This window comes from Minwuia sp. (assembly GCF_048263705.1).
Classification (GTDB): Bacteria; Pseudomonadota; Alphaproteobacteria; order Minwuiales; family Minwuiaceae; genus Minwuia.
Map to the genome: position 1 here is coordinate 86,203 of NZ_JBLXDV010000015.1, position 18,191 is coordinate 104,393.

Genomic DNA, 18,191 nt, shown 5'->3' on the forward strand with positions numbered 1-18,191 from the left:
CTCAGTTACCCAAGTTCGCTTCAATGTCTGTCGCGGCAACGCTCTGACCGTTTGTGTCGGCGACAACGTGATAGCCGTCGGTCGCCACGTCGTCGTCATAATGCAGATGTGTGCCATCGAAGACATAGGCCGCACCGCTTCCGATGCCGGAGTTGGTGCCGTCATAGGCCACACCGATGGTGGCAAACTGCGCGCCGCTTCCGATCTCCTCGAAATTGCCGAAGCCCAGGAACTCGAACTCGTCCGTCCCGCTGACGAAATCCGTCACCTCGTCGACGGCGACGCTCTGCCCGGCGACGGTCTGACCATCCGACAGAGCGATCAGGTCACTGGTGCTGAAAGCAAAGAAGCGATCCGCGCCCGCACCGCCGGTCATGACGTCAGCGCCTGCACCGCCTTCGATGAAGTCACCGCCGTCGCCGCCATCCAGACTGTCGTTACCGCCTTCGCCGTCCAGACTGTCGCCGCCTGCCGCACCGGAAAGCGTGTCCGCATTCGCGCTGCCGGTGATCGTGTCGCTGCTGCCAGTGCCGAGAACAACCTCGATGCCTGAAAGAGTGTCACCGACCTGATGCGTGTCCGTCGCCGTGCCGTTCGTCAGATCGACGGAGACACCATTGCCGCCAACTTCCGAGCCGTAGTCGATGGTGTCGATACCCAGACCGCCATCGATCGTGTCTGCACCATTGTTGCCGACAAAGCGGTTGTCGTTTGCATCGCCGGTGATGTTGTCGGCTACGTTGGTGCCGTTGACCTCCTCGATCGAGGTGAGGGTGTCCGTCAGGCCGAACGAGTCTGTTGCCAGGCCGGTCGAGAGATTGACCGTGACGCCGTTGACACCGCCGTCACCGCCATAATCGACGAGATCAATGCCATCACCGCCGTCGAGACTGTCGCCGCTGCCTTCGCCAAGCAGCGTATCCGATCCCGTGCCGCCCCGGATGGTATCTGAAGCACCGCCACCGAACAGGCGGTCATTGTCCGCACCGCCATCAATGCTGTCGGAGTCATTGCCGCCAAAGATGGTGTCATTGCCTGCACCGCCCTCCAGCGTCTGACTGCCCACCAGCCCCGTCATGTTGTCATCGCCGCCGCCGCCGAAGAATTGGCCTGCGACGTTGGCAGACGTGATCCCGTCATTGAAGTCGGAGCCGATTACGTTCTCGATTTCGATCAGCGTATCGAACGATCCGGACCCGTCCGTGGCCGAGCCGGTGCTCAGGTTCACATTCACAGCCGCCGCATCGCCGGCATAGGAGACGAAGTCGCCCTGCGCGCCGTTGTTACCGCCGGTTATGGTATCATCGCCTGTGCCACCGAGAAGCGTGTCGTCGCCGTCACCGCCATCCAGCGTGTCGGTACCGGCATTGCCGGCGATCAGGTTGGCGGCGGCATCGCCCGTGAGGCTGTCGGCGAAGGCCGAGCCGGCTATGTTCTCGAAATTGGTGAGTGTGTCCGTGTCGTTGTTGGCATCGGTCGCTGTTCCCGTGGCCAGGCTGACGACCACGGCGGCTGCATCGCTGGAATAATCGGCGGTGTCAGTTCCCGCACCACCGTCCATCGTGTCGTTGCCGGAGCCGCCAAAGATGCCGTCGTCGCCGGCACCGCCGTTCAGCACGTTCGCGCCGGTCGAGCCGATCAGCGTGTCGTTGCCACTGCCGCCGTCGACATTCTCGATCCCGATGTAGGTATCCGTACCGCCTGTCCCATCTGTGCCGAGATTGCTGAACAGGCTGACGTTCACGTCGTTGGTCTCGTCCGAGTAGTCTGCCGTGTCGGTGCCGATGCTGCCGTCCAAAGTGTCATCGCCTGCGCCGCCATTCAGCGTGTCATTGCCGCTGTTGCCATCCAGCGAGTCGTTGCCCGCACCACCAAAGGCGATGTCATCGCCGGAACTGGAAGTCAGGGAGTCATTACCACCTTCACCCCGGATCGTGTCATTACCCGATGACGCGGTGACGAAATTGTCGGCCCCGTCGCCAACGATGCTGTCGTCAAAGCCACTGCCCAGCAACGTCTCGATGCCGGCCAGCGTATCGGTCCCGCCGTCACCGTCGCTGGCGATGCCGGTCGTCAGATTGATGGTGACCCCGGCAGATGCCGAGGAATAGCTGACGAAGTCGTTGCCTGTGCCACCGTCAATCGAGTCATCGCCCAGGCCGCCTTGAAGGAAATCGTTCCCGGAACCGCCGAACAGGCTGTCATTCCCGCTGCTGCCGTTCAGATTGTCATTGTCGTCGCCGCCGACCAGGGAGTCGGCATCGTCCGCGCCGTTCAGTGTGTCGTTGCCCGCGCCGCCCTCCAGCGTGTCGTTGCCCGCCGCGCCGTCGATGCTGTCGGCACCGTCGCCGCCCAGCAGCAGGTTCGCGTTGTTATCGCCCGAGATCGTGTCATCGAAAGCCGAACCGATCAGATTCTCGAAGTTGCTGATCTGATCGGTTTCGTTGAACTGGTTCGTGACGAAGCCGGTGGTCAGGTTCGCGCTCAGCGCGCTCGATTCTGCGCTGAAGTCAGCGGTGTCGGTTCCTGCACCGCCATCCATCGTGTCGTTGACACCGCTGCCGCTGGCCAGCGTGTCATTCCCGTCACCACCTTCCAGACTGTTGTCTGCGCCCGAACCGGTCAGGCTGTCGTCCTGTGCCGACCCGATCACGCTTCTGATGCCGACGAGCGTGTCGAATCCGCCGCTGCCATCCGTCGCGGTTCCGGCACCCAGGTCCACTGTGACGCCATTCAGGTCGGACCCGTAGGATACGATATCCACCCCCGGCCCGCCAGTGATGCTGTCGTTGCCTGCCCCGCCATCCAGCGTGTCCGCACCATTGCCGCCGAACAGGCTGTCGTCACCGTCCCCGCCATTGACGACGTCGCTGCCATCACCGCCCGCAAGCGCATCGTTGCCGGCGCCGCCGATCAGCAGGTCGGCGCTGTCGCCGCCGTCGATGTCATCGTTCCCGTCGCCGCCATCGATCGTATCGAAACCGCCGCCACCGGACAGCGCATTTGCACCGCTGTCGCCGGTGATCGTGTCGCTGAAATCGGATCCGGTCACATTCTCGATCGAGATCAGCACGTCGGCTGCGCTGCCACTGTCCTGTACGGTCCCCGTGGCCAGATTGACGAAAACGGCCGAGGAATCCTCCTCGTAGGTGACCAGGTCGATGCCGTCACCGCCATCGATCGTATCCGTTCCGGAACGCCCGTTCAGCGTGTCGTTGCCGTTGCCGCCGAACAGACTGTCGTTGCCCGAGGCGTCGCCGCCGCCGTGGACGAAGTCATCGCCATCGCCGCCCAGCAGCGCGTCGCCCTCGATGCCGCCAAACAGCGTATCGTTGAAGGCGGAGCCGATCAGCGTCTCGATGTTCGTAATCGAGTCCGTTCCGCCATCGCCATCATCGCTGACCGCGCCCAGTCCGATATCGGCATTGATGCCCGCAGCGGCGGACGAATAATCGGCTGTGTCACTACCGCCACTGCCGTCCAGCGTATCGTCGCCCGCGCCGCCGGTCAGGACATCATCATCGAAGCCACCGGTCAGCGAATCGTTGCCCAGACCGCCGTCGAATGTCACGGCATTCGCGCCGGCAGCAAGAGTGTCGTCATTCGCCGAGCCGACGACCGTTTCGATGCTGGTCAGCGTGTCCTGCCCGCCATCGCCATCATCGGTCGCGCGATTGCTGAACAGATCGACGTTCACGCCCCCGGCGGCGGCGCTGTAGTCTGCTGTATCGTCCCCGCTTCCGCCATCGAGCGTGTCGTTGCCGGCGCGACCGACCAGCCTGTCGTCGCCGAGGCTGCCAAAGATCAGGTTGGCCTGCGTATCGCCTTCCAGCGTGTCATTACCCGTGCCGCCGTTGATATTTTCGAATCCGGCCAGCGTATCGGTACTGCCACCGCCATCCGCCGCGGTGCCGCCAACCAGATCGACCGAAACGCCGTTGGTTTCACCCGAGTAATCCAGAAGATCCGTGCCCGCGCCGCCATCCAGCGAGTCCGCGTCCGCGCCGCCGGACAACGTATCGTTGCCATCTCCACCGAACAGGGTGTCGCTCGCACTCAATGCGGTCAGTTCGACACTGGTCGGCGTACCGAAACCCGCGTCGGCGTCGGCGTCGTTGGCAACGAACTGATTGCCCGCCGAGAAGCCGTTCGATCCGAACGGTTGATCCATACCGATCAGCAGGGCGATCAGGGTGCCATCGGCACGCCCGCCGCTGGCAATACCGGTTGCCGTCAGAACGCCTTCGTCGGGGTTGGCTGCGAAGGCCGACTGGCCAATTACCGCATCGGTGACGGAAACGGTGTCGCCATTCTCGTCGATGAAACTGAAGCTGATGAGTTCGCCGCTGTCCAGGACCGTGAGGTCGCCGTCATCCGCGACGGTCAGCGTCAGCCCCGAAACGGTTGAACTGGCCACATCGGCGACATGCACCAGCAGCGAGCCATTGTCGAAGAACACGTTCGCTCCGGTCGCATAGGTGAATGCCCCGCCGGAGAACGCGACTGTAACCGGACCGCCATCGTCGCCGGTCAGACTGTCGTCGCCCGATCCGCCATCCAGCAGGTTGATGCCTGCGTCACCGTCGATGGTGTCGTCGAAATCCGATCCGACAATGTTTTCGATATCGATCAGGATATCCGTTCCACCTGATCCATCGGTTGCCGAACCGCCATTCAGATCGGCGACGACACTTCCCAGATCAGTGGAATAGTCGGCCATATCGATCCCGTCGCCGCCGTTCAGGCTGTCGTTGCCGGCCCCGCCGATCAGCGTGTCGTCACCGGCGTCACCGCTCAGCGTGTCGTTACCCAGATTGCCGTTGATCGTATCGTCACCGTCACCGCCATCGATGTTGTCACCACCAAAGCTGCCGTCGATCAGGTCACTGCCATCGTTGCCCAGAATGACGTCGCTGGAAGTACTGCCGGTGATCGTGTCGTTGCCCGCGCCGCCTTCGATGGAATCGGCACCCGAACCGCCCGTGATGACATCATCGCCCAGGCCGCCGAACAGGCTGGCTGAGAGTCCGCTGCCGTCCAGCGTGTCGTTGCCGGCATCGCCGAAATTGTCGCCGCCGAGCGCATCGATGGAATCGTCCCCGTCGCCGCCGAAGATATCGGTGCCCTGGGAACCGGCCACGATCGTGTCATTGCCGCCGCCGCCGTTCAGCGTATCGGCCTGACCGGACCCGCCGGTGATCAGGTCGCCACCATCTCCACCGAAAATCGTATCGGTGCCGTTCGAGCCTGTGATGGTGTCGCCAAAGGCCGATCCGATCACGCCGCGGAAATTGCTGACCGTCTCGGCATTGCCGAAGCCGTCCGTGCCCGAATTGGTGGCCAGATTGACGGAAGCACCGCCCGTGTCGTTGGCATAGCTGACGAAATTGAGGCCGCTGCTGCCTTCCAGCGTATCGACGCCGTCGCCACCTTCGATGGTGTCGTCGCCCTGAACACCCTGCAGCAGATCATCGCCCGCGCCGCCGAAGATGGAATCATTGCCCACAAACCCCGCGAGCCGATTGTTGCCGGCGTCGCCGATAAGCGTGTCGTCGAAGTCCGATCCGAAGGCGTCCTCGATACTGATCAGGACATCCACATCGCCGGAGGCTTCCGTGGCGGTCTGGCTGGTGAGGTCGACCAATACGGCCCCGAGATTGTCCAGATAGTCCGCCGTGTCGGTACCATCACCGCCGTCAAGGGTATCGATGCCCTCGTTGCCGCGCAGGCTGTCGTTGCCCAGGCCGCCGACGAGCAGGTTCGCGGACCCGTTGCCGATCGCCTGGTCATTGAAATCGGTCGCGATGATGTTCTCGAAGTTGCTCAGCGTGTCATCGGTGCCGGTATTGAACTTGATGCCCAGCCCGGAAGCGATATCGACCGAAACGCGATCGCCGATGCCCGAATAGTCTGCCGTGTCGTTGCCCGCGCCGCCATCCAGGCGATCGTCCCCGATGCCTGCCACGATCGTGTCGTCGCCGGCACCGCCGGTCAGCGTGTCGTTGCCGCTGCCGCCGATCAGCACCTCGATACCGGCCAGCGTATCCGTGCCGCCCAGACCATCGGTTGCAATGCCGGTGTTCAGGTTGGCGTTGACCGAACTGCCGGACGCGGAATAGTCGGCCGTATCGATCCCGTCGCCGCCGGTCAGGCTGTCGTTGCCGGCCCCGCCGATCAGCGTGTCGTCACCGGCGTCACCGGTCAGCGTGTCGTCGCCGGATGCGCCATCAAGGCTGTCGGCGCCGGCACCGCCGGAAAGCTGGTTGGGTCCGAAACCGCCCGAAAGCGTGTCGTCGAAGGCCGAGCCGATGATAGCGTCCAGGTTGGCCAACTGATCGGTATCGCCGTTGCCGTCGGTCGCGCTGCTGGTCAGCAGACTGGCAGACACACCCGCCGCGTCGTTCGCGTAGGTGACCACGCTGAAACCGCTGCCGCCATCGATCCGGTCGTCACCTGCGCCGCCTTCCAGCGTGTCGTTGCCGTCGCGGCCGAACAGGGAATCGCCCCCATCGCCACCGAACAGAAGATCGTCGCCGTCCGCGCCATCCAGCCGGTTGATGTTCGCGTCGCCGGTGATCGTGTCGTTGAAGTCACTGCCGATGACCTGTTCGATGCTCGACAGGGTATCGGTGCCGCCGTCGCCGTCGGTGGCGATATTGTTCACCAGATCCACATTCGCCGCCGCCGCCGCGCCGGAATAATCGACGCGGTCCAGACCGGCACCGGCGCTGCCGATCAGGCTGTCGTTGCCGGCCCCGCCGATCAGCGTGTCGTCGCCGTCGCCGGCCAGCAGCGTGTCGTTGCCGCTGCCGCCATCGATCAGATCATCGCCGTCGCCGCCAAGGATCGAGTCGTCGTCAGCGCCGCCATTGACGGTGTCGGCACCGTCTTCGGCCAGGATGGTATCCGCCCCGGCACCGCCGTCGATGCTGTCATTGCCGATGTTGGCCTGGATGGAATCGTCGCCCGCGCCCCCGTCGATCGTATCCTCGATGCGACCGCCGCGGATGGTGTCGTTGCCATCGCCGCCGAACAGTTCGTTGACACCGATGCCGTTGCCGCCCGTATCGGCTTCCAGACTGTCATCGCCGCCGCCGCCGAACAGGCTGTCCTGCCCGCGCTGACCCAGAAGCGTGTCGTCGCCCAGACCGCCTTCCAGCCGGTTGGCATTGATATCGCCGGAGAGAAGATCTCCAAATTCGGATCCGACAACCGCCTCGATCTCCGCGAGCGTGTCCGCACCACCGGCTCCATCGCTGGCCGTTCCGGCATTGAGATCGACACTCACCGCGCCGCCATCACTCGCGAAAGTCACCGTATCGGTGCCCGCACCACCGACAAGCGAGTCATCACCCGTGCCGCCATCCAGGATGTCGTCGCCGTCGCCGCCTTCCAGCGTGTCATCGGCCCCGGCACCGGTCAGCGTATCGTTGCCGCCCAGACCCTGTATCGAATCCCGGCCCGCATCACCGACCAGATTGTTGTCGCCCGCATCGCCCTGGATGTTCGCCGGGGGTGCGAAAGCGAAATCCTCGTCGACCAGTTCGGCGACCAGCACGCCGGTCAGCACGATGTTTTCGCCATTGCCGATATCGATGGTGGTGTCGGTGCCATCATCTGTGGCATTGGACAGCACATCACTGAAATCGACCAGTTGTGCGACGCCCTGGACATCCAGCACATCGTCGGTTCCGGTCCCGGCGACGAACCCGCCGATCGTGTCGCTGCCCTGACCGTCGGCAATCACGAACAGATCATCGCCCAGACCGCCGGTCAGGACGTTGTCGCCCGTGTCGCCCTGCAGCGTGTCATCGCCTGAACCGCCGGTGACGTTCTCGAATCCGACCAGCGTGTCGGTGCCGCCGGAGCCGCCGTTCGCGGTCCCCGTAGCGAGCGAGACGTTCACACCCGCGGTTTCGGCGGCATAGTCCGCCAGATCGACACCGGCGCCCGCATCCATGGAATCGCTGCCGCTGCCACCGGCGATCACATCGTTCCCGGCGCCGGTGATCAGAACATCATTGCCCGCGCCGCCGTCGATCACATCGTTCCCGGCGGACCCGCCGTTCAGCGTGTCGTTGCCCGCGCCGCCGAAGATGGTATCGGCCAACGCCCCGCCCGCAAGTTGATCGCTGACGTTGCTGCCCGTCAGGCTGACCTGCTCGAAACCGCTGATGGTCTTGGTGTTGGACGCCTGAGACAGCGACGTCGCCGCCGTGATGTCGTCGGACGTGCCGATGATCGTGACCGCATTGCCGGGGGACTGGGAGAAATCCGCAACCAGCAGATCGACGCCGCCACCGCCATTCAGAGTGTCGTTGCCCAGCCCGGCATTGACGGTGTCATTGCCGCCGCCGGTCGAGATCACGTCGCTCAGGTTGAAGCCGGACAGATCGAACGAATCGTCGCCCTCGCCTGTCGTGATGTTGAAGCGCTCGAACGACGTGATCTGTGTCCCGTCCAGCAACGTCACCGTCGCGCCGCCGCCGACCAGCGCGATATCGCCGAATGTCCCGCCGGACAGGTCGATCCGCAGCAGGTCGTTGCCCGCCCCGCCGTCCAGAATGTCGGCCGTTGCCGTGGGGCCGAAAATCGTGTCGTTGCCCGATCCCCCCAGGATCGTATCGCTGAACACGCCGCCGCCAAGCGAATCAGCCACCGTGCTGCCGATGATGTCCACACGCTCGAACCCGGAGATCGTCTTCGTGTTCGCAGCCTGAGAGATCGATGTGGCGTCCGCGATATCGGTGGTGGTGCCAATGATGGTGGCCGCATTGCCGGTCGAAACCGAGAAATCAGCGACCAGAACGTCCGTACCTGCTCCGCCGTTCAGCGTGTCGTTGCCCTGACCGCCGTCGACGGTGTCGTCACCGGCACCCGACGCGACGGTGTCGTTGAGACTGAGCGATGAGAGATCGAAGCTGTCATTGCCCGAGCCGGTCTGCAGGTTGAACCGTTCGAACGATGTGACCGATGTACCGTCGGCCAGGCCGAAGGTTCCGCCACTGACGACCGACAGATCCTCGGCGGTGCCGGACAGATCCATGATCAGGAAATCGGTTCCGCCCTGACCGTCCAGAACATCGGCCCCGCCCGCGCTGGCGTTGATGGTGTCGTTGCCCGTGCCGGCGCTGATGGTGTCGGCCAACGCACCGCCCACCAGGAAATCCGCCGCCGTGCTGCCGATGATGTCCACACGCTCGAAACCGGAAATCGTCTTGGTATTGGCGGCCTGCGAGAGGCTTGTCACGGCACCGATGTCGGTGGACGAGCCAATGGCTGTCACCGCATTCCCCACCGATACCGAGAAGTCCGCGATCAGCAGATCTGAGCCATCGCCACCATCCAGGGTATCGTCCCCCTGGCCTCCGTCGACGGTGTCGTCACCGGCACCCGACGCGATGGTGTCGCTCAGGCTGAGCGATGAGAGATCGAAGCTGTCATTGCCCGAGCCGGTCTGCAGGTTGAACCGTTCGAACGAGGTGACCGACGTGCCGTCGGTCAGGCCGAAGGTTCCGCCACTGACGACCGACAGATCCTCGGCGGTGCCGGACAGATCCATGATCAGGAAATCGGTGCCGCCCTGACCGTCCAGAACATCGGCGCCACCCGCGCTGGCGTTGATGGTGTCGTTGCCCGTGCCGGCGCTGATGGTGTCGGCCAGCGCACCGCCCACCAGAAAATCCGCCGCCGTGCTGCCGATGATGTCCACACGTTCGAAACCGGAAATCGTCTTGGTGTTTGCCGCCTGCGAGAGGCTTGTCACGGCGGTGATATCGTCCAGCGAACCGATCGCCGTCACGGCATTGCCCGCCGATACCGAGAAGTCCGCGATCAGCAGGTCAGACCCGTCACCGGCGTTCAGAACGTCGTTGCCCTGACCGCTGTCGATGGTGTCGTCACCGGCGCCGGTGTTCAGCGTATCGGACTGATTGGCGCCCGACAGGTCGAAGCTGTCGGCCTGATCGCCGGTCGAGACATCGAAGCGTTCGAAGGAGATGATCTGCGTGCCGTCGAGGAAGGTGACCGTCGCCCCGCCCGCAACCAGGGAGACAGCACCAACCGTCGCCGCCGACAGGTCCAGGCGCAGGAAGTCGTTTCCGCTGCCGCCATCGAAGATGTCCGCTGTCGCGGCCGGCCCCAGGATCGTGTCGTTGCCCGCGCCGCCAAGGATCGTGTCGCTCAGCGCCCCGCCCACCAGGAAGTCGGCAACCGTGCTGCCGATGATATCGACGCGCTCGAACCCGGAAATCGTCTTGCTGTTCGTGGCCTGGGAGATCGATGTGGCATCTGCGATATCGGTGGTGGTGCCGATCACCGTCGCCGCATTCCCCGTCGAGACCGAGAAGTCCACGACCAGAACGTCCGTGCCCGCTCCGCCGTCCAGGTTATCGTCACCCTGCCCGCCATCGACGGTGTCGTCACCGGCACCCGTCGAAATCACATCGGCAAGACTGAATCCCGACAGATCGAAGCTGTCATCGCCGGAGCCGGTCTGCAGATTGAAACGTTCGAACGATGTGACCGATGTACCGTCGGCCAGGCCGAAGGTTCCGCCACCGACAATCGAGAGATTTTCGGCGGTGCCGGACAGATCCATGATCAGGAAATCGGTCCCGCCCTGACCGTCCAGAACATCGGCGCCACCCGCGCTGGCGTTGATGGTGTCGTTGCCCGTGCCGGCGCTGATGGTGTCCGCCAGCGCGCCGCCCACCAGGAAATCGGCAACCGTGCTGCCGGTGATGTCCACACGCTCGAAGCCCGAGATCGTCTTGGTGTTTGTCGCCTGCGAAAGGCTTGTCACGGCACCGATGTCCGTCGACGAGCCAATGGCTGTCACCGCATTCCCAACCGATACCGAGAAGTCCGCGATCAGCAGGTCAGACCCGTCACCGGCATTCAGAAGGTCGTTGCCCTGACCGCTGTCGATGGTGTCGTCACCGGCGCCGGTGTTCAGCGTATCGGACTGATTGGCGCTCGAAAGGTCGAAGCTGTCGGCCTGATCGCCGGTCGAGACATCGAAGCGTTCGAAGGAGATGATCTGCGTGCCGTCGAGGAAGGTGACCGTCGCCCCGCCCGCAACCAGGGAGACAGCACCAACCGTCGCCGCCGACAGGTCCAGGCGCAGGAAGTCGTTTCCGCTGCCGCCATCGAAGATGTCCGCTGTCGCGGCCGGCCCCAGGATCGTGTCGTTGCCCGCGCCGCCAAGGATCGTGTCGCTGAATACACCGCCCACCAGAAAATCGGCGGTGTTGTTGCCGGTGAAATCGACGCGCTCGAACCCGGAAATCGTCTTGCTGTTCGTGGCCTGGGAGACCGATGTGGCATCCGCGATATCGGTGGTGGTGCCGATCACCGTCGCCGCATTCCCCGTCGAGACCGAGAAGTCCACGACCAGAATGTCGGTACCCGCGCCGCCGTCCAGCGTGTCATCGCCCTGACCGCTGTTGACGACATCGTCGCCGGCCCCCGTCGAGACAACGTCACTGAGCGAGAAGCCGGTGAAGTCGAGCGTGTCGCTGCCCGCGCCGGTCTGGATGTTGAAACGTTCGAACGAGGCGACCGACGTGCCATCCACAAGCGTGAAGCTGCCGCCGGCGGTGACCGACAGGTCCTCGGTCGTACCTGACAGGTTGATCAGCAGGAAATCGGTCCCCGATCCGCCGTCCAGCACGTCAGCCCCGCCTGCGCCGGCATTCACCGTATCGTTGCCCGCACCCGACGCAATCGTATCCGCCAGCGCGCCGCCCGTCAGGAAATCGGCCACCGTGCTGCCGATGATGTCCACGCGCTCGAATCCGGAAATCGCGTTGGCATTGCCGGCCTGCGAGATGCTGGTCACCGCCGTGATGTCAGTGGACGACCCGTTCGCGTTGACGGCATTGCCGACGGACTGGGAGAAATCGCCGACGAATATGTCGATGCCGTCACCGCCGCTGAGCGTGTCAGCCCCGGTGCCGCCATCGATACGGTCATCGTCCGCATCACCGAACAGGCTGTCCGCACCGGTACCGCCGACCATGGAATCGTCTCCGGCACCACCGCGCAGCGTGTCATTGCCGGTGCCGCCATCCAGGGTGTCGAGACCCGCACCACCGTCAACGGAGTCACCGGCCGCCCCGCCCTGCACGAAATCATCGCCCAGACCGCCGAAGATGCTGTCGATGCCATCACCACCGTCGATGGTGTCGTCACCCGCGCCGCCGATCAGGCTGTCATTGCCGCTCCCGCCCTGGATGATGTCGTTCCCGGCACCACCGTCCAGCGTGTCATTCCCGGCATCGCCAACCAGACTGTCGTCGCCTTCGCCGCCCAGCAGATTGTCGGCAAGCCCCTGCCCAACCAGCGTGTCGTTACCCGCACCGCCGTCGAACAGCGTACCTTCGGCAAAGCCCGCCTCGGCCGCCTGCGCGCTGCTGGATGCCATCAGAACGAAATCGTCGCCGGCCTTCGCGTTCGTCAGATTGTCGCCATCGTCGGCGGCGTCGCCCGCTGTCACATCGTCGAACGCGACATTGTCCGCCTGATCGGTGAACAGGATCTCCTGATTGTCGTTGACCACATTGACCGTCAGGACCTGCGTATCGGTCAGCGCGCCGCCAGCGCCGGTGTTGCCGAGATCGGAGACTTCGATGGTCACGGTTCCGGCCCCCGCAAACCCGAGATCCGGCACAAAGGTCAGGATCGCGATGGCGGCCGCCACCTGCGCCACGGTCCCCGCGATCGTGACCGTGCCGGTATTGTCGTTGGAGATCGTGGCACCGCTGCCGGGAGTCACACTGACGACGCCGTTCACGGTCGTGATGGTGGCCTGGATCTGGCCCGCGCCTTCGGCGGCATCCGCATCGATGACGTCACCGCCGAAAATCCGGACGGCAGTGTCTTCAGTGGTCTGGACGGTCTGATCCACGGGCGTGACGACCGCACCGGCATTCAGCGTACCGAAGACCGTACCGTCGAAACCGTTGCTGCTGAGATCGGTAACCGTGCCGGAGCTGGACCCGTTCTGGTCAAAGCTCAGATAAAGTTCCAGCGTCGGCTCGGCGTTACCGTCAAGCACCTGATCGAAATCCGCCGCGATCTCTGCGGCGCTGCGGGCCTCCGACCAGATGCGAACGTCGGAGATATACCCCGTGAAACTCTCACCGAAGCCGTCATTGAAGCGACCGATGTTCACCTCGCCAGTGCCCGCCACCGGGGTATCGCCCGGATTGGTAACGCTGCCCACCTCGACGCCATCGACGTAAAGCGTAAGTTTGCCGGTCGCGGCGTCGAACGTGCCGGCGATGTGATGGAACGCACCATCGGCGACGAACCCGGCCTCGACCTGCCGGCCGCCATTGACGTTGTCGTCGTAGCGGATGTGCGCCAGGCCGTTCTTGACAATCAGACTGTACTGCTGGCCGCCGCCGACCGGCTTGGTCACCACGCGGTTGAATTGGCCGTCGGCATCCGACGTCGAGACCCAGGCCTCTACCGTCCAGCTTGCCGCGCCCAGGGACGGATCGTGGGCCACCTGCACGTGGTTGGCCGCGTTCCCGTCGAAGGTCAGCGCCGTGCCCGAGGGTGCCGTCACCACCGGCGCATCGTTCACCGCGTTCACCGTGACCGCGACATCTGCCGTATCCGTCCCGCCGTTGCCGTCGTCGATGGTGTAGCTGATCGTGTCCGATCCGTTGAAGTCGTCGTCCGGCGTGTAGGTCAGCGAGCCGTTTGCCTCAATCACTACCGTGCCGTTGGTGGCCGAGGCCGCTGAAACTGTGAGCGTATCGCCGTCTCCATCGACATCATTGGCCAGCACGTCGATGGTGACGGAGGTATCTTCATCCGTCGTCGCCGTGTCATCCACGGCAGCCGGCCCGTCGTTCACGGCATTGACCGTCACCGCGACATCTGCCGTATCCGTCCCGCCGTTGCCGTCGTCGACGGTGTAGCTGATCGTGTCCGACCCGTTGAAGTCCGCATCCGGTGTGTAGGTCAGCGAGCCGTTCGCCTCGATCACCACCGTGCCGTTCGCGGCAGAGGCTGCCGTGACGGTCAGTGTGTCGCCATCGATGTCCACATCGTTGGCCAGCACGTCGATATTGACCGCCGTATCCTCATCGGTCGTCGCCAGATCGTCTGTCGCGACAGGCGCGTCGTTGACCGCATTCACCGTGACCGTGACATCTGCCGTATCCGTGCCACCGTTGCCGTCATCGATAGTGTAGCTGATCGTGTCCGATCCGTTGAAATCCGCGTCCGGCGTGTAGGTCAGCGAGCCATCATTCTCGATCACGACCGTACCATTGGCGGCACTTGCCGCCGTCACCGTTAGCGTATCGCCATCGATGTCCACATCGTTGGCCAGCACGTCGATATTGACCGCCGTGTCTTCATCGGTGGCCGCCAGATCGTCTGTCGCGACAGGCGCGTCGTTGACCGCATTCACCGTGACTGCGACATCGGCAGTATCGGTGAGTGTGCCGTCCGAAGTCGTATAACTGATCGTGTCCGCGCCGTTGAAGTCCGCGTCCGACGTATAGGTCAGCGACCCATCATTCTCGATCACGACCGAGCCATTGGCGGCACTTGCCGCCGTCACCGTCAGCGTATCGCCATCGATGTCCACATCGTTGGCCAGCACGTCGATATTGACCGCCGTGTCTTCATCGGTGGCTGCCAGATCGTCTGTCGCGACAGGCGCGTCGTTGACCGCATTCACCGTGACTGCGACATCGGCAGTATCGGTGAGTGTGCCGTCCGAGATCGTATAACTGATCGTATCCGCACCGTTGAAATCCGCGTCCGGCGTGTAGGTCAGCGAGCCGTCATTCTCAATCACCACCGTACCATTGGCGACACTTGCCGCCGTCACCGTCAGATTGTCCCCGTCGATGTCGGAATCATTGCCGAGCACATCGATATTGACAGCCGTATCCTCATCGGTGGTCGCCAGATCGTCTGTCGCGACAGGCGAGTCGTTCACCGCGTTCACGGTGACCGCGACATCTGCCGTATCTGTGCCACCGTTACCGTCATCGATGGTGTAGGTGATCGTGTCCGATCCGTTGAAGTCGGCGTCCGGCGTGTAGGTCAGCGAGCCGTTCGCCTCGATCACCACGGTACCGTTGGCGGCGCTTGCCGCCGTCACCGTCAGCGTATCGCCATCGATGTCAGAGTCATTCGACAAGACGTCGATGCTGACCGCCGTATCCTCATCGGTCTCTGCCGTGTCGTCCGCTGCCACTGGCGCATCGTTCACCGCGTTCACGGTGACCGCGACATCTGCCGTATCCGTCCCGCCGTTGCCGTCATCGATGGTGTAGCTGATCGTGTCCGATCCGTTGAAATCCGCGTCCGGCGTGTAGGTCAGCGAGCCGTCATTCTCGATCACCACCGTGCCGTTGGCGGCAGAGGCTGCCGTCACCGTCAGCGTATCGCCATCAATGTCGGAGTCATTCGACAAGACGTCGATGCTGACCGCCGTATCCTCGTCGGTCGCTGCCGTGTCGTCCGCTGCCACCGGCGCATCGTTGACCGCGTTCACGGTCACCGCGACATCTGCCGTATCCGTGCCACCGTTGCCGTCAGAGATCGTATAACTGATCGTGTCCGACCCGTTGAAGTCGGCATCCGGTGTGTAGGTCAGCGAGCCGTTCGCCTCAATCACGACCGTGCCGTTGGCGGCAGAGGCTGCCGTCACCGTCAGGCTGTCCCCGTCGATGTCGACATCATTACCGAGCACATCGATGGTGACAGCCGTATCCTCACCGGTGGTCGCCAGATCGTCTGTCGCGACAGGCGCGTCGTTGACCGCATTCACCGTGACTGCGACATCGGCAGTATCGGTGAGTGTGCCGTCCGAGATCGTATAACTGATCGTGTCGGCGCCGTTGAAGTCCGCGTCCGGCGTGTAGGTCAGCGAACCGTTTGCCTCGATCACGACCGTGCCGTTCGCCGCGCTCGCCGCCGTAACCGTCAGCGGGTCCCCATCAACGTCGGCATCATTCGCCAACACTGCGATGTTGACGGCGATGTCCTCATCCGTGGTTGCCGTGTCATCTGCGGCGACCGGCGCATCGTTCACAGCCCCGACTGTCAACGCCAGCGTCTGTGTGTCCGTCAGCACGCCGCCTGAGCCAGCATTGCCCAGATCAGATGCGGTAATGGTCAACGAGTCTTCGCCGTTGAAGTTCGAATCCGGCGCATAAACGACGGACCCGATCGCTTCATTCACGTCGGCAAGTGCACCAGTGACCGTAACCGAACCTGTGCCATCGCCATCAATCGTCGCGGCGTTGGCGGTCACGTCGATCACGCCATCGTCGACCGACAGCACAACCTCAACTTGACCATCGCCCTCAAGCACATCGACGTCGGAAATTCTGATCCCTTCGATCGTGAGCGTACTGTCCTCATTGACATTCCGCCCGGACCCGAACGCCGTCTCATCGCTCAGACCGGCCCCGCCGCGAAAGATTCCGTCATGCCCATTGCCCGAAAGATCGGCAAAGGTCACACCGTCGCTGTCGTCGAAGTTCCAGTAGCCTTCCAGCCCTGCCTCATCGCCGGACAGCGAGGTATCCTTGTTGGCATCAATTTCGCTCTGGGTCCGGACAACCGACCAGATACGCGCCTCGTCAATCAGGCCGTCAAACGGATTGTCGCCTTGATTGAACCCGATTCCCAGACCCGTGCCGCCGTTGAAGTTCGGGCTGCCCGCATTAGCTGCGACCTCGACACCGTCCACATAAAGGCGGGTAGTGGTCCCATCGAAAGTGGCTGCAATATGCACGAATTGCTCAAGCGGTAGCACCGGACCGCCGGACTGGGGAAAAAGCTCCAACTGTCCATCTATCAGGCCGAAATAGGGGCTGTCGTTAGCGACTTCCAGAATGGTCCGGTGACCGGAAAGGTCCGCGTCGTCAGCCCGGATGACCGCTTCGAACGTGATACTGTTCTGGAACCCGGAAACGTCGAACCCGTCAACGAAACCGCTTGAACCGCCGCCAACCGCCAGAGCCTGGCCAGCAGCCGGTACATTGATGACCGGTGCATCATTCACGGCGTTCACCGTGACGGTGACTTCCGCCGTGTCGTTTAGCGCGCCATCCGAGATCGTGTAGCTGATCGTGTCCGCACCGTTGAAGTCCGCATCCGGCGTGTAGGTCAGCGAGCCATTCGCTTCGATCACGACCGTGCCGTTCGCCGCGCTCGCCGCCGTGACCGTCAGCGGGTCCCCATCAACGTCGGCATCGTTCGCCAGCACAGCGATGCTGACAGCCGTGTCTTCATTGGTGGCGATGGTGTCATTGGTGGCCACCGGCGCATCATTCACGGCGGTCACCGTGACCGCGACATCGGCTGTGTCCGTCAGTTCGCCATCCGAGATCGTGTAGCTGATCGTATCGCCGCCGTTGAAGTCAGCGTCCGGCGTGTAGGTAAGGGAGCCGTCCGACTCGATCGCGACCGTGCCATTCGCTGCACTGGCCGCCGTTACCGTCAGGCTGTTCTCTCCCGGATCCGGATCAGAATCGTTGGCAAGCACGTCGATGTTGACCGATGTATCCTCGGCGGTCGTCGCCGTGTCGTCCACTGCAACCGGTGGGCTGTTCTCGCCATTCACGGAGACGTCACGGTCGGCGAAAGAGGCGATCTCGACATCAATCAGGGTGACGGTCCCGTCCCTGCCGCTCACCAGATCCGTTATGATGACGCCGCCGTTCTCTCCGAAAACAATATCGTATTCGTCTTCATTGCCGGCAAAAATCGCCCTGTCGGTACCGTCGCCCCCGATCAGGATATCTGCACCGCCGCCGCCTGCCAGCAGATCATTGCCCGCGCCGCCATCCAGCCGGTTGTTGTTGGCATCGCCGGTAATCGTGTCACCGAATCCAGAGCCCGTGACATTCTCGATATCGATCAGCGTGTCGGTGCCGCGGGTGGAACCATCCAGCCCCACACCCGTCGCGAGGTTCACGTCGATCGCGCTGGACGTGCCCGAATAGTCCGCCGTATCGATGCCGTCTCCGCCGTTCAGCGTGTCGTCGCCGTCCAGACCGCTGAGCAGATCGTCACCCGCATCCCCCAGCAACAGATCGTTGCCCGCGCCGCCATTGACCGTGTCATTGCCATCACCGCCGGACTGGCTGTCATCGCCGTCACCGCCGAACAGCTCATCGTTCCCGGCCTCGCCATCCATGGCGTCA

General features: G+C 63.4%; 1 protein-coding gene. It reads right to left on the reverse strand.

Annotated elements, in window-relative coordinates; genetic code table 11:
• Position 1: 1 nt before the first annotated feature.
• The gene (locus ACN0X7_RS17925; protein ID WP_417519804.1) at positions 2–18,184 is read right to left on the reverse strand and encodes a tandem-95 repeat protein; all 18,183 of its coding nucleotides are present in this window, start codon (positions 18,182–18,184) and stop codon (positions 2–4) included.
• Between the last annotated feature and the right edge of the window lie 7 nt (positions 18,185–18,191).

Coding starts and splice junctions, on each gene's coding strand:
- ACN0X7_RS17925 (WP_417519804.1), bottom strand. CDS start 18,184: ATGGATGGCGAGGCCGGGAACGATGAGCTGTTCGGCGGTGACGGCGAT.